At 37.1% G+C, this 14,950-nt stretch carries 12 protein-coding genes; 10 read left to right on the forward strand and 2 right to left on the reverse strand.

The window, feature by feature from the left end; genetic code table 11:
• The first annotated feature begins 11 nt into the window (after positions 1–11).
• The 5 genes from G585_RS0107020 (at position 12) to G585_RS0107040 (ending at position 5,213) form a co-directional block, all read left to right on the forward strand.
• The gene (locus G585_RS0107020; protein WP_022773957.1) at positions 12–725 is read left to right on the forward strand and encodes a pseudouridine synthase; all 714 of its coding nucleotides are present in this window, start codon (positions 12–14) and stop codon (positions 723–725) included.
• Positions 726–767: 42 nt separating this feature from the next.
• Entirely contained in the window at positions 768–2,789 is a 2,022-nt protein-coding gene (ligA, locus tag G585_RS0107025; protein WP_022773958.1) for an NAD-dependent DNA ligase LigA, read from the forward strand.
• Between the two features lie 22 nt (positions 2,790–2,811).
• The gene (gene metA / locus G585_RS0107030) at positions 2,812–3,777 is read left to right on the forward strand and encodes a homoserine O-acetyltransferase MetA (RefSeq protein WP_022773959.1); all 966 of its coding nucleotides are present in this window, start codon (positions 2,812–2,814) and stop codon (positions 3,775–3,777) included.
• Between the two features lie 15 nt (positions 3,778–3,792).
• Complete coding sequence (locus G585_RS0107035) at positions 3,793–4,617, forward strand: polysaccharide deacetylase family protein (RefSeq protein WP_022773961.1); 825 nt, start codon at positions 3,793–3,795, stop codon at positions 4,615–4,617.
• Positions 4,618–4,733: 116 nt separating this feature from the next.
• On the forward strand, positions 4,734–5,213 hold the full coding sequence (locus G585_RS0107040; RefSeq protein ID WP_022773962.1) for a hypothetical protein: 480 nt from the start codon (positions 4,734–4,736) through the stop codon (positions 5,211–5,213).
• A 53-nt stretch (positions 5,214–5,266) separates the two neighbouring features.
• Here the strand turns inward: G585_RS0107040 and G585_RS0107045 are convergent, their stop codons facing one another.
• Positions 5,267–9,520, reverse strand: a complete 4,254-nt coding sequence (locus tag G585_RS0107045) for a 2-hydroxyacyl-CoA dehydratase (protein ID WP_022773963.1) — start codon at positions 9,518–9,520, stop codon at positions 5,267–5,269.
• A 202-nt stretch (positions 9,521–9,722) separates the two neighbouring features.
• On the opposite strand from G585_RS0107045, the gene G585_RS0107050 reads away from it, so the two are divergent.
• The 4 genes from G585_RS0107050 to G585_RS0107065 are packed head-to-tail and all read left to right on the forward strand — an operon-like array spanning position 9,723 to position 14,079.
• Positions 9,723–11,990: a response regulator gene (locus G585_RS0107050; RefSeq protein WP_022773965.1), complete on the forward strand. Its 2,268-nt coding sequence runs from the start codon at positions 9,723–9,725 to the stop codon at positions 11,988–11,990.
• A 17-nt stretch (positions 11,991–12,007) separates the two neighbouring features.
• Positions 12,008–12,886: a hypothetical protein gene (locus tag G585_RS0107055; RefSeq protein ID WP_022773966.1), complete on the forward strand. Its 879-nt coding sequence runs from the start codon at positions 12,008–12,010 to the stop codon at positions 12,884–12,886.
• A 9-nt stretch (positions 12,887–12,895) separates the two neighbouring features.
• Positions 12,896–13,654, forward strand: coding sequence for an RNA polymerase sigma factor region1.1 domain-containing protein (locus tag G585_RS0107060; protein WP_022773967.1), 759 nt, complete (start codon positions 12,896–12,898; stop codon positions 13,652–13,654).
• A gap of 8 nt (positions 13,655–13,662) precedes the next feature.
• Positions 13,663–14,079 carry a hypothetical protein gene (locus G585_RS0107065; protein ID WP_022773969.1) on the forward strand — a complete coding sequence of 139 codons (417 nt, stop codon included), beginning with the start codon at positions 13,663–13,665 and terminating at the stop codon, positions 14,077–14,079.
• Between the two features lie 81 nt (positions 14,080–14,160).
• On the opposite strand, the gene rpmB is transcribed toward G585_RS0107065, so the two are convergent.
• Positions 14,161–14,346 (reverse strand): 50S ribosomal protein L28, encoded by a 186-nt coding sequence (gene rpmB, locus G585_RS0107070; RefSeq protein ID WP_022773970.1) that lies wholly within the window; start codon positions 14,344–14,346, stop codon positions 14,161–14,163.
• A 208-nt stretch (positions 14,347–14,554) separates the two neighbouring features.
• Here rpmB and G585_RS0107075 point away from each other — a divergent pair, with 208 nt between their 5' ends.
• Positions 14,555–14,917 carry an Asp23/Gls24 family envelope stress response protein gene (locus G585_RS0107075; protein WP_022773971.1) on the forward strand — a complete coding sequence of 121 codons (363 nt, stop codon included), beginning with the start codon at positions 14,555–14,557 and terminating at the stop codon, positions 14,915–14,917.
• Positions 14,918–14,950: the final 33 nt, after the last annotated feature.

Here is a 14,950-nt window from a genome sequence, read left to right on the forward strand (position 1 = left end):
TCAGGTGTTTTATGAGATTAAATAAATATATTGCCAGTTGCGGCGTATGCTCCAGGAGAGAGGCAGATAAGTTAATAGATGAAGGAAGAGTCACTATAAATGGTGAGAAAGCAGTATTTGGTATTGATGTAACTGATACAGATACTGTTTTTGTTGATGGCAAAAAGATAGAGCCTTTGGATGAAAAAATAGTGATCGCATACTATAAGCCGGTTGGTGTTACATGTACAGAAAAAGATAAGTATGCAGAAAAAACTGTTATAGAAGACCTTGGATTTGATAAAAGAGTCACTTACGCAGGCAGACTTGATAAAGACTCAGAGGGGCTTCTTCTTATGTCAAATGATGGTGAGCTTATAAATGCCATGATGAAAGGCTCTATGAAGCATGAAAAAGAGTATGAAGTCACCGTGGACATGGATGTGACGGAAGATTTTCTTAAAGCCATGTCTTCAGGAATGTATCTAAAAGAGCTTGATAGAAGAACAAGGCCCTGCGAAGTGAAAAAGACAGGCAAAAGATCTTTTAACATTGTCCTGACTCAGGGGCTTAACAGACAGATTCGCAGAATGTGTGCAGCTTTAGGGGCAAATGTAGTTAAGCTTAAAAGAATAAGGGTTATGAATGTGAAATTAAAGGACTACGATATAACCCCCGGAAAATATGTGGTCCTTTCAGACCAAGTGGTAAAAAAACTCTATAAAGATGCTGGAATTGCCAGATAAATAATAATATACTGTTAGTATTATAGTTTTTTGGGAGTTTGTATGGAAAAAGAATTGATGAGGAAAGAATATGATGCTTTGGTAAAGGAAATCAAGCATCATATGGATTTATATTATAATCAGGATGAACCTGAAATTTCTGACTATGAGTATGATAAACTCATGCAGAGGCTTAAGGAAATCGAAAAAGAAAATCCTGAATTTGTAACAAAGGCTTCTCCAAGCCAGATTGTCGGCGGAACAGCAAAGAGAGAGGCCGGTGTTAAGGTAACTCATAATGTACCTATGCTTTCTATCGAGGACGTATTCAATAAAGAAGACGTTTCTGCCTGGATAGAAAAGGTGCATCTGATGCATCCGGAGGCTTTATTTTCTGTTGAACAGAAAATTGATGGTCTTAGTATGTCCCTTAGATACACAAAAGATGAATCTGATGGGAAACTTCATCTATCTCTTGCAGAGACAAGAGGAGATGGTCTTATCGGCGAGGATGTAACTTTAAATGCTCTTGTAATACCTGATGTTAAGCAGGTTCTCGACCTTCCTTATGATTATCTTGAGCTTCGCGGTGAAGTATATATGTCACACGAAAGTTTTGATAAGTTTAATGAAACTCAGGAAATGCTCGGCAAAAAGCTTTCTGCTAATCCAAGAAACCTAGCAGCAGGAACTTTGAGACAGCTTGATCCCGAGATTACAAGGTCCAGAGGCCTTAAAATGTTCATCTTTAATATTCAGGATGGTCCATTGGAACTTATGCAGTCCCATTGTAAAGGCCTTGATATACTCGAAAATGCTGGTGTTAAGACTGTTTTTCATAAAGAATGCAGCACAGCATCAGATGTTTTAAATGCTATCGATACAATTGGTGACATGAGAGAGAACCTGGATTTTGACCTGGACGGCGCTGTTATAAAAATAGATCAGGTTCAGTGGAGAAATGATTTCCCATCAGGCTCAAAGTACTCAAGTGGACATATAGCATATAAGTATCCACCTGAAGAAAGAGTCGTTGTTATGGATGACATCATTGTGGATGTTGGAAGAACCGGCAAACTTACTTTTACTGGCAGTTTTCACGACAAGGAGACAGGTAAGCCAGCAAGACTTTGCGGTACCAGTGTATCAAGAGCAACTCTCCATAATCAGGACTATATAAATGAAATGCAGATTGGAATTGGTGGTGAGTACAAGCTCTTTAAGAGCGGTGAGATCATTCCAAAACTAAACGGCTGCGTGAAGGCACCTGAAATTGTATATAAAGCTCCGGATAAATGCCCTGTTTGTGGCGGCCATTTATTTAGAGAAGAAGATACGGCTGATATCAGATGCGTCAATCCTACATGTCCTGCTCAGGTTACAAGAACAATTTCATACTTTACTTCAAGAGATGCCATGAATATCATGGGACTTGGTGATACACTTATAGAAGCACTTGTTTCTGAGGGCTTTTTAAAGAGCTATGTTGATATATATCACCTATTTGAACATAGAGATGTTCTGATTGAAAAGGGAATTATTGGTAAAGAGAAGAATACTGACAAGCTTCTTGCAGAGATAGAAAAGTCTAAAGAAAATGATCCGGTAAGGCTTCTTACAGGACTTGCAATCAGAAATGTAGGTAAGTCAACAGCAAGAGAGATCATGAAACATTTTGACAGTCTTCTGGATCTTAAGAAAGTTACAAAAGACGGATTTTTGCAGATTCCTGATATTGGTGAAACCACAGCAGAAGATTTATATGACTTCTTCCATGATGAGAATAACCTCTCTATCATTGATGAGATGGAAAAGATGGGACTTAACATGATCGTCCCAAAAGATGAAGATGCATCCGACAAGCTTTCCGGAATGACCATTGTAGTTACAGGAACATTACCAACTCTTGGAAGAAAAGAGGCAGAAGAGCTTATTGTTAAAAACGGCGGAAAAGCTTCAGGAAGTGTATCAAAAAAGACTTCTATTGTTCTTGCAGGCGAAGCTGCCGGAAGTAAGCTTACAAAAGCCAATGAACTTGGTATTAAAGTAATTGATGAAGCTCAGTTTTTAGAAATGATCAAATAATTTTTATACGGAGTGATGAAAAATGCCAATTAAGATAAAAAATGATCTTCCTGCAAGGGAGATCCTTGAACAGGAAAACATATTTGCTGTTGATGAGAACAGAGCCCTGCATCAGGACATCAGATCTTTGCAGATCTGTATTCTTAATCTTATGCCACTTAAAGAGGATACTGAATTGCAGCTACTTAGATCAATGTCTAATACGCCTTTGCAGATTGATGTTTCTTTTATGCAGATGAGTTCCCACCATTCATCCAATACGTCTCCTAACCATCTTAACAGGTTTTATCATCCTTTCGATGAACTAAAGGAAAATACCTATGATGGTCTTATTATCACAGGTGCGCCTGTTGAGCAGCTTGAGTTTGAACAGGTTGATTATTGGGATGAACTCTGCAGAGTATTTGAATGGTCAAAAACAAATGTAACATCAACCTTTCACATCTGCTGGGGAGCACAGGCAGGAATTTACTATCACTATGGAATAGATAAAAAGCCTTTGCCTGAAAAGAGATTTGGTATCTATAAGCACAGAGTCATGAACAGGAAGGTACCTTTGGTCAGAGGCTTTGATGATGTATTTTCAATGCCTCACTCAAGGCATACAGAGACTCCTGCCAAGGCCATACATGATTGCGAGGATCTTGTTGTTCTTGCAGAATCTGATGTGGCAGGAATTTTCCTTTGCATGAATAAGTCAGGAAGTCAGATATTTGCAATGGGGCATGCAGAATATGACAGGTTAACACTTGATAGTGAGTACAAAAGAGATTTGGCAAAAGGGCTTGATATTAAAATGCCAATAAATTACTATCCGGATGATAATCCTGAAAATGTACCTGATCTTTTATGGAGAAGTCATGCAAATATTCTTTATACAAACTGGCTCAACTACTACGTATACCAGAACACACCATATCAATGGGGACAGATATTAGATGAAGAAAAAAGAAAGCTCGCATCCAAGATGCTGACTAAAAAAATGTAAGTGAGGGAGTAAAAAATGGAACTTAGGAATATCTATACCTGCTTTCCGGGAGGAAAACATAAAGTATTAACACTTAGTTATGATGATGGCAAGATTGCCGACAGAAGACTTGTTGCCTTATTTAATGAGTATGGCCTTAAGGGAACTTTTAATGTAAATTCAGGTCTTGTAGACAGACCATTTACTAATGCTTATGACGAACGTATTCCTGTTTCAGAGTATAAAGAGCTTTATAAGGGACATGAAGTTGCCTGTCACACTGTTTTACATCCTACAATTGCAAGAAGCCCCAAGGAACAGATGGTGCTTCAGGTAATAGAGGATAGAAGAAAGCTTGAGGAAGCACTTGGCTACACTGTAAGAGGACTTGCATATCCTAATGGCTCATTTGATGACAATGTAGTAGATGCTTTAAAAGCATGTGGTATCAGACATGCAAGAACAGTTCATTCAACATTAGGCTTTGCAATGCCTTCAGATTATCTTAGATGGAATCCTACATGCAGCCACAAAAATGAAGCTTTGGAAAGATTATCTGAAGAGTTTATAAATCTTCATAAAACCCAGTATCTGTATATGATGTATGTATGGGGACACAGTTATGAATTTGAAATTGATAATAACTGGCATGTGATTGAGAACTTTGCTAAAAAAGTTGGCAACAAGGATGATATCTGGTATGCAACAAATATCGAAATCGTTGATTACATGGAAGCAGCTTCAAGAGTTCAGGTATCAGTAAATGGAGACTTTGCATATAATCCAAGTGCCGCAAGCGTATGGCTTGAAGTTGATAAAAAACACATCGAACTTAAACCCGGAGTTACAACTACGTTATAAATTTATAATATTTTAAGGGTCCCACTATCATTGTTTTTTCTATTAAAATAAGTTAAAATATATATGTTAGGTCGTTTATTTTATTTTGAGATAGTTTAGACAAGGAGAATTAACATATGGCCCTTAATGTTGAGAACGATGACCTTGAAGTAAAGACAGATTCTAAAAAGAAACCTACAAAGAAGACTAAAGAGATGCTAGAAGAAAATGCTAAACAGATAGAAGAGCTCAAAGCTCTTCAGACAGAATTGGATCATGAGCTTGATGCACTTGATCAGGATGAAAAAGAACTTGGTGAAAGATCTGCTCTTAAACTAACTGTGACACATAAAAAGTTTGGTGAAGGAACAGTCATCACGCAAGATGGTAAGTACATAGAAGTAAAGTTTAAAGACGTTGTTAAGAAGTTTGTGCTTCCTGGATGCTTTGCGGATAAATTCCTCGAGCTTGAGGATGAAGACGTTTACGATTATTATGTAAAGGCTAATGAAATCCATAAGAAGCGTATGAATGCAGAGCTTAAGGCAAAATCAGCAACCTTTGCCATTCAGCGTCATGAAGATGCCATCGAAAAATTAAATGCAAAATTCAAATGATTTATCATTTAAAAAGGCACATCGCTTTTGCGATGTGCCTTTATTTTTTTTTTTTACATAGCCTTCTTCATTTTGTCATCAACTTTCTTTTGAGCTGTTGAGAGCATAAGCTTGATCCTGTTAAGCTGGTTTACTTCAGAAGCACCCGGATCATAGTCGATTGCAACTATATTGCAGCCAGGATACATGTGTCTCATCTGCTTGATAACACCTTTACCTACAACGTGGTTAGGAAGACATCCAAATGGCTGTGTGCAAACGATATTAGAAGCACCGCCTTTAATAAGTTCAACCATTTCTCCTGTTAAGAACCATCCCTCACCTGTCTGATTGCCGATATCTACGATAGGTTTTGCGTATTCAACAAGTTTATAGATACTTGTTGGTGGCTCGAAATGTACACTCTTTTCAAAGGCTTTTGTTGCTCCGCCTCTAAGCTTTTCAATAGCCCAGATTGCTACACGCATGAGAGCAGCAGTCTTCTTGGAAGTTCCAAGCTCTTTTGCCTTGTAGATCTGATTGTAGAAGCAGTAGAGCATGAAATCAATAAGATCAGGAACAACAGCTTCAGCACCTTCTGCTTCAAGAAGATCAACAAGGTGGTTATTGGCTGCTGGTGCAAACTTAACAAGAATCTCACCTACAACGCCAACTCTTGGCTTTACTTCATCTGTTATCTCTATTTTATCGAAGTCTTCAATAATCTCTCGGCACATTTTCTGGAACTTTGCAAAGCTCATATGCTTGGATGATACGAAGTCGATACATTCCTTTTTCCATTTCTCATGAACGGCTTCTGTAGAACCCTTGACCTTTTCGTATGGTCTCATTCTGTATACGCAGCGCATGAAGATATCTCCGAAAACAGCGCCATAAGCAGCTCTTTTAAGCATTTCAAAGTTAATGTGGAAGCCAGGATTTGCTTCAAGCTTTGAAAGGTTAAGTGAAACAACAGGAATCTGTTCCATACCTGCTTTTTTAAGAGCACGTCTTATAAATCCTACATAGTTTGTTGCTCTGCAACCGCCACCTGTCTGTGACATGATAACAGCAGTTCTATTGAGGTCGTATTTACCGGAATGGAGCTCATCCATAATCTGGCCAACAACCCAAAGTGAAGGGTAGCAAGCATCGTTATTAACATACTTAAGACCCATATCAATAGCATGTCTGTTATCATTTTGCATTACTACAAAGTTATATCCGCAAGCTCTGAAAGCGGGCTCTAAGATATCAAAATGAATAGGAGACATCTGAGGGCAGAGTATTGTATAGTTCTTTCTCATTTCTTCTGTGAAAAGAACTCTGTTATTAGCAGTTGAATGAATTGTTCTCTGAGTATTTTTCTGCTTCCTTACGCGAATTGCAGCTAAAAGAGAACGTACTCTGATTCTTGCGCTTCCAAGGCTGTTTACTTCATCAATCTTAAGGCATGTATAAATCTTATCTGAACCGGAAAGAATATCATTTACCTGGTCTGTAGTAACGGCATCAAGACCACAACCAAAGGAGTTAAGCTGGATAAGATCCAGGTCATCCCTTGTTCTTACGTAGCTTGCTGCAGCATATAATCTTGAGTGATACATCCACTGATCAGAAACAATAAGAGGTCTTTCAGGCTTGCCAAGGTGTGAAACGCTGTCTTCTGTAAGAACAGCAACTCCATAAGAACAGATCATATCAGGAATACCATGATTGATCTCAGGGTCTACATGATAAGGTCTTCCTGCAAGAACAATACCGTGTTTATTGTTTTCTTCCATCCATTTAAGGGTTTCTTCACCTTTTATCTGTATGTCTTTTCTTGCGTTTTGCATTTCATCCCAGCCAGCCTTTGCAGCAGCAATGACTTCTTCAGCCGGAATTTCAGAAAATTCTTTTACCAGAGATGCTGTAGCAGTATCAAGGTTTGTGAAGGCCATAAATGGATTTCTTAATTTAACTTCGCCATTTGTAATAGCTTCAACATTGTTTTTGATGTTTTCTGAATATGAAGTAACAATAGGGCAGTTGTAATGGTTGGTTGCGCCTTCAACTTCCTCCCTTTCATAGAAAAGTCCGGGATAGAAGATAAAATCAACCTTTTGTTTTATAAGCCACTCAATATGTCCATGGGACAATTTAGCAGGATAGCACTCTGATTCACTTGGAATTGATTCAATACCAAGCTCATAGATCTGGTGTGTTGATCTTGGTGAAAGAACAACTTTATATTGGAGCTTTGTAAAGAAAGTAAACCAGAATGGGTAGTTCTCGTAAAAGTTAAGAACTCTTGGTATACCGACAGTACCTCTTTTTGCCTTATCAGCTTCAAGTGGTTCATATCCAAATATTCTCTTATATTTATAATCAAAAAGGTTAGGGATATTATCGGCGTTCTTTACCTTACCGATACCTCTTTCACATCTGTTTCCGGAAATATGAGTTCTTCCGCCTGTAAATTTATTTACAGTGAGACGACAGTGGTTTGTGCATCCCTGACAGGTAGTCATGCTTGTTGAGTATTCAAGGTTATTGATCTGCTCAATACCAAGCATTGTTGTTTTATAGTCGCTTGTCTCAAAATATCTGTCTCTGGCGATGAGTGCAGCACCAAAAGCACCCATAATTCCTGCAATATCAGGGCGAATAGCTTCAGCACCTGAAATGATCTCAAATGCTCTAAGTACAGCATCGTTATAGAAAGTTCCTCCCTGAACAACAATGTGTTCGCCAAGGTCCTTGGCATCAGAAACTTTAATAACTTTAAAGAGAGCATTTTTAATTACTGAATAAGCAAGACCTGATGAAATATCTGCCACATCAGCGCCTTCCTTCTGTGCCTGCTTAACTCGAGAATTCATGAATACAGTACATCTTGTTCCAAGATCAACAGGAGATTTAGCATAAAGAGCTACTTTAGCAAAGTCCTGAACGCTATATCCTAAAGATTTGGCAAAGGTCTCAATGAAAGAACCGCAGCCTGATGAACATGCCTCATTGAGCTGAACAGAATCAACTGAATTATTCTTTATATGAATACATTTCATATCCTGTCCGCCAATATCCAAGATGCAGTCAACCTTTGGATCAAAGAATGCAGCGGCATTGTAGTGAGCAATTGTCTCAACTTCTCCATCATCAAGTAAAAGTGCAGACTTAAGAAGCGCCTCACCGTAACCTGTTGAACATGATCTGGCGATTGAGACACCCTCAGGCATGAGCTTATATATTTCCTGAATAGAGGAGATGGCTGTCTTTAATGGGCTTCCGTTGTTACTTGAATAGAATGAATAAAGAAGATCTCCGTCTTCACTGATAAGTGCACATTTTGTAGTAGTAGAACCGGCATCGATTCCAAGGAAAGCCTTTCCTTTATAATCATCAAGCTTTCTTGTTTTAACTTTATATTTGTCCTGACGGTTTCTGAATTCTGAATAATCATTCTCATTTTTGAAAAGAGGATCAAGACGTGATACTTCAGCTTCCATAACTATTTTATGGGAGAGCTTATCAGTCATTTCATTCATAGAATATGAAACATCTTCTTTGGCATTTAAGGCAGAACCTATAGCAGCAAAGAGATGGGAATTGTCAGTTTCAATCGTATGTTCCTCATCAAGATTAAGTGTGCGAATGAATGCAGCTTTAAGCTGATCAAGGAAGTGAAGAGGGCCACCTAAAAATGCCACATGACCTCTGATTGGCTTTCCACAGGCAAGTCCTGAAATAGTCTGGTTAACAACAGCCTGGAAAATAGAAGCTGAAAGATCTTCTTTTGTTGCACCCTCATTGATAAGTGGCTGAATATCTGATTTTGCAAAAACACCACATCTTGCAGCTATTGTATAAAGAGAATGGTAATTTTTGGCATACTCGTTAAGACCTGTAGCATCTGTCTGTAAAAGAGAAGCCATCTGATCTATAAATGAACCTGTACCGCCGGCGCAAATACCGTTCATACGCTGTTCAACATTTCCATCCTCAAAATAGATGATCTTGGCATCCTCACCACCCAGCTCAATTGCAACATCAGTTTTAGGAGCAAGCTCTTTAAGTGAAGTAGAAACAGCTATAACTTCCTGAACAAAAGGAACTTCCAGGTGCTTGGCAAGTGTAAGTCCGCCGGATCCTGTTATGACAGGATGGATAGTTATATCGCCGCTTATTTTATAAGCTTCCTGCAAAAGATCTGATAATGTCTCTTGAATATTGGCAAAATGTCTTTTGTAATCAGAAAAAATAATCTTGTGATTGTTATCCAAAAGGGCCACCTTAACAGTGGTGGAACCAATATCAATACCTAATGTGTAGTCCTTTGAAATCATATTTTAACCTCAACTTCTAAATCTATTGCTAAGCTATATCTTCTAATTAAATGTAGCTACAGACAATCTATATGATTATAATGCAGCGACATATAAAAATCAATTATGATAAATTGTATAAAATTTAAAAAAACTGCATTCGCTTATTGGAGTTTTTGTGTTATGATTACTCTGTATGAGCATATGAAGGGGATTATTATTTATGAAATCAAAAACAAAACGACTTTTTCTGGTATTATTATCAGTCATTTTGATTTTTAATTTTAATAGCATTAAGGGAACAGCGGGGAAGAGTATAACCAAGACTGTAAGGGTTGGTTATTATCAGAATGAAGTATTCCAGGAAGGTGCTTCAGATAAGTCAGTCAAAAGCGGCTACGCTTATGAGTACTATCGAAAGCTTTCTGAATACACAGGATGGAATTACGAGTATGTTTATGGCGACTTTGTAACCATATATAACATGCTTGTTAATGGTGAGGTTGATATTGTTGCAGGTCTTGCTTATACAGAGGCAAGAAGTCACCTTATTTCATATCCTGACCGTCCGCAGGGATCAGAACAATATAGCCTTGTTAAACATCAGGGAGATGACACGATTACTACAAACCCAAGGACACTTAACGGTAAAAGCGTAGGTGTTCTGGATTCTGCTATAAAAGACTCTTTGGAAGAGTTTTTGAATAAAAAAAACATAGATGCAAATATTGTATCTTATACAGATTATGATACGCTTCTGGAGGCCTTTGACAAAAGGGAAGTTGATACACTTGCAGGCGAAAGCGATGGTATATACGACAGAAGCCACGCTGAAACACTTTATCCATTTGGCGAAACAGACTATTTTATCTGCACAAGTAAAGACAGACCGGATCTTTTAAAAGAACTTAATGAAGCTCAGAGTCAGCTCTTTTTAGAGTATCCTGATTATATCAGTGTATTAAGAAATAAGTATTATCCTGAAACATTAGCCAGCAGAGCCTTTACAAGCTCTGAAAAAGAATGGCTTTCTTCACATGAAAGTGTAGCAGTCGGATATCTTAATAATTATCTTCCATACAGTGATACTGCAAAAGATGGCAAAGTAACAGGGCTAATTAAAGAGCTTGTTCCATATTTGCTTAAGCAGCTTGGATATGAAACAATTGCTATTGAGTATGTTGGATTTGATACATACGATGAACTTGTTAAAGCTATGGATGATGAAGAAATTGAACTTGCATTTCCTGTTGGCGGAGGACTTTTCTTCTCTGAGGAAGATGGCATGTTCATATCAAAACCTGTTATATCCACGCTTACAGATCTGATATATTCTACGAATTACTATGATAATTCAAAGCAGATATTTGCAGTTAATGAAAGCAACAAGCTTCAATATTATTACATTGCCAATCATTATCCAAATGCTACAATAGAGTATTATCCATCCATTGATGCGTGCCTTAAGGCTGTATTAAAGGGTGAAGCTACATATACGACATTAAATGGCCTTAGAACTGCATCAATGCTCAAAGATCCTGATTACGAAAAACTTTCGTTCAGGCAACTTGGATACGTAGACGACATGTGCTTCGGAGTAAAGATTGGTAATGAAGGACTTTTGAAACTTATTGACAGAGGACTGAGCAGAGCAGGAACAGAGTATATCAATAATCTTGGTTCAGTTTATTCTGATAACATGTATAAATACACCTTCAAAGATGTTTTGAGAGAGAATTTTATTGGTGCATTTATTGTATTTTTAATTATTCTTGCCATTTTGATCTTACTTTTGCTTTATTCAGTGCGTATAAACAGGAAGCGTATTCGTGAAAAAGAAGATGCAAAGCGTGAAATTGAAGCTGTAAACCAGGAGAAGTTTGTTTTACTCAATAAGATGAATAACTATATGAGAGAGCCAATCAACAATATTGTTTCTCTTATTAGGATTTCAGAGAATATGAATGATCTTACAAATATTAAGAATAACCTTGCTAAGATGGGCTCATTCAGTAAAGAGCTGACAACAATTCTTAATAATATTCTTAATATAAGCAGCTTTGAGAGCGGTCAGGTAAAAATAGATGATAGCTTAAGCCTTTACAATTTCTTTGGCAAAAGAGTTCTTATTGTAGAGGATACACTTCCGAATCAGACAATTACAGGCGATATTATGAAAAAAGCCGGAATGGAAGTTCAGATTGCCAACGATGGACTTGATGCCTATGAGAAAGTCAAGGCAGCACCTTCAGGATATTTTGATGCTGTTTTGATCAATGTAGATGACAGAAATATTCAAGGGTACTTGTTTATTAAGAGAATCAGAGAAATGGAAAATGATATAAGATCAGAAATTCCTGTTATCGCGATCACAGCTGATGAATCTGAGAGCGGAAAAGAAAAAATAATCAAGTCCGGTATGAATGGATATATAACTAAGCCTTACGATATAAAGGCTATTCTTGATAAATTATCAGGCATAATACTATAACAGAATGAGGATTTTCTATGAATGAATTTTTGAACAATATGGAAAGAAAGTTTGGAAAATATGCAATTCCAAACCTGACTTTGTATATCATTGGACTTTACGTTTTGGGATATGTATTACAGCTTGCTCCGCCAAGTGTAAATATCCTTGGATTTTTAACTCTTGATCCTTATGCGATCTTACATGGCCAGATCTGGAGACTGGTATCATGGCTTTTAATACCGCCAAGTTCTTTTAATATTCTAATCATTATCACTTTGTTCTTTTATTATTTTGTTGGTACCAGCATGGAAAGAACAATGGGAACATTCAGGTACAATGTCTTTATCTTAGGAGGCGTTGTGCTTATGATCATTGCATCATTTGCAACTATGCTGGTGTACAAGTTCTTTTTTGGAATTGATGGTGATGCTCTTGGCACAGTCATGAGCGCTTTTTCAATCTATTTCAGTACCTCATATATTCAGGAAATGGTATTTTTGGCATTTGCAATGTGTTTCCCGGATGTGCAGGTTCTTTTGATGTTTATCATTCCTATAAAGGTTAAATATCTTGGCTATTTCTATGCAGCACTGCTTGCATATAATGCATTTACAGGCGTTGCCAATAGCAATTATTTTGTATTTTTTGCTATTGTATTTCAGTTTGTCAATTTGCTTCTTTTCTACTTGCAGACAGGCAAGATCAGTCATTTGAGACCAAAAGAGGTAAAGAGAAGACGAGAATATCGCAATGCATCAAAGATGATGCCTAAGGGCATAACAAGACATAAATGTGCAGTTTGTGGACGTACAGAAGCTGAGTACCCGGACCTGGAATTCAGATTCTGTTCAAAGTGTAATGGCAATTATGAGTATTGTCAGGATCATTTGTTCACACATCAGCACGTAAAATAAAGGAGCAACATGGGTAATTTAGAAAACAAAGAAAAAGAGTTTGCGGCTATTCTAAAGAACGTCACAAGAACAGCCAGAGAAAATAAAAACATAATCACATCAGAGGAAGTTAAAGAAGCTTTTTCTGATCTTGAACTTGATGAAAAGCAGTTTGAAATGGTCTTTGAGTACTTAAAGAGTCATAAGATAGGTGTTGATGAAGAAGCTGTTTTTACAGACGAGGATCTTTCTGAAGAAGAAAAGAACTATTTAGATGATTACATTGAAAGTTTAAATGCACTACCTGAGTTTTCTGATGGCGAAAAAGAAGCTATAACAATTGCTGCTTTGGCAGGGGAAAAGGATGCGCAGGAAAAGCTAATTACCATGTATCTTCCCCTTGTAGTAGATGTTGCAAGAATGTATTCCGAACAGGGAGTTTTTTTGGAAGATCTTATAGGCGAAGGAAATGTAGCACTTACCAAGGGCGTTACAATGCTTGATGCTGTTGGGGAGCCATCAGAAGTTGAGAGCTTTTTATATAAGCTTATGCTTGATGCCATGGAGAATATTATTCAGGAGAATCTTGCAGAAGATACAGGAAGCCAGAAGGTTCTTAAACTTGTTCAGGAAGTTGCGGACAAGGCAAAAGAACTTGCGGATGATCTAAGACGCAAAGTCAGCGTGAAAGAGCTTATGGATGAGACAGGATGGGATGAAGATAAGATCAGAAGTGCCATAAAGTTTAGCGGTGACAACATTGAAGATCTTGACAGCGGAGAGAAGTAATTAAGCATATGCAGAACATTGTAAATGAAGATGATTTCAAGTATTACATGCAGGATATAGAAAGATATTATTTTGGAGCTCGTTATAACTATAATGAGCTCTTAAATAATGAAATGGTTCCTTTTAAGTTTAAAACTATAATTTCAAAATATATAAAAGATGAAGTAGACCTTGATACAACGCTTGAGAGTCATCTTTACTATATAGAAAAAGATAGTTTTGATTATAAACTCTATAGGCAACTTAGACTCAGAATCAGAACATCTCAATATAAAGATCCTTTAAATCATGAAAAGGGTTTTAAAGAGAAAGTCTATACAATAGAACAGCTTGTAAAAATGAATAAGGATGAAAAAGAAGAGAAGGGAATCATTATAAGAGAACTTATCATATCAAAACTTGCTCTCTTTGGATTTTCTGTATAAAAAATATAATTCATAAAAATAGAAGAGTAAAAAATGCAATAAAAAAACTACCTGTTACCAGGTAGTTTTTATTATTACTAATTAAGCTCTTTCAACCTTGTTAGATCTAAGGCAACTTGCGCAAACGTGCATTCTCTTTGACTGACCGTTGACCTTAACAGCAACGTGCTGAACGTTTGACTTCCAAACTCTGTTAGATCTTCTATGAGAATGGCTTACGTTGTTACCGAAATGAACGCCCTTGCCACAAATATCACATTTAGCCATTTTGACACCTCCTTATAAGCCATGTAATCGTAAATAAATAGCATATTATTGCTTATGTTTTCGCAACATTGATATATTAGCAGAAACGAAAACTAATTGCAAGAGAAATATAGAAAATTTATGGTTTATTTTTTTATAAACTGCTATTATAATACTATATGGTATGCGAAAACGGCGGTGATAGCACTGCCTGTTAAGGAGGAATTATATGAAAGCTTCTGTGGTAAACACACACATGGGAAATATTTCTATTGATAATGAAGTTATTGCCCAGTATGCTGGTGCAGTCGCAATGGAATGCTTTGGAATTGTTGGAATGGCCAATGTAAATGTCAAGGATGGCCTTGTTAGCCTTCTTAAGCTTGATTCCATGACAAGAGGTATAAATGTAACGCTTGATGATAACAACAAGCTTAAACTTGACTTTCATGTTATAGTAGCTTATGGAGTTAGTATCTCAGCAGTATCTGATAACCTTATCGACACTGTTAAATATAAAGTAGAGGAATTTACCGGGCTCGAAATCGAGAAGATTAATATCTACATCGAAGGCGTCCGTGTTATAGATTAATTGGCTCGATTGAGTTCTAGGAGGAATTAAGTT

This window comes from Butyrivibrio sp. AE2015, assembly GCF_000420825.1.
Lineage (GTDB): Bacteria > Bacillota > Clostridia > Lachnospirales > Lachnospiraceae > Butyrivibrio.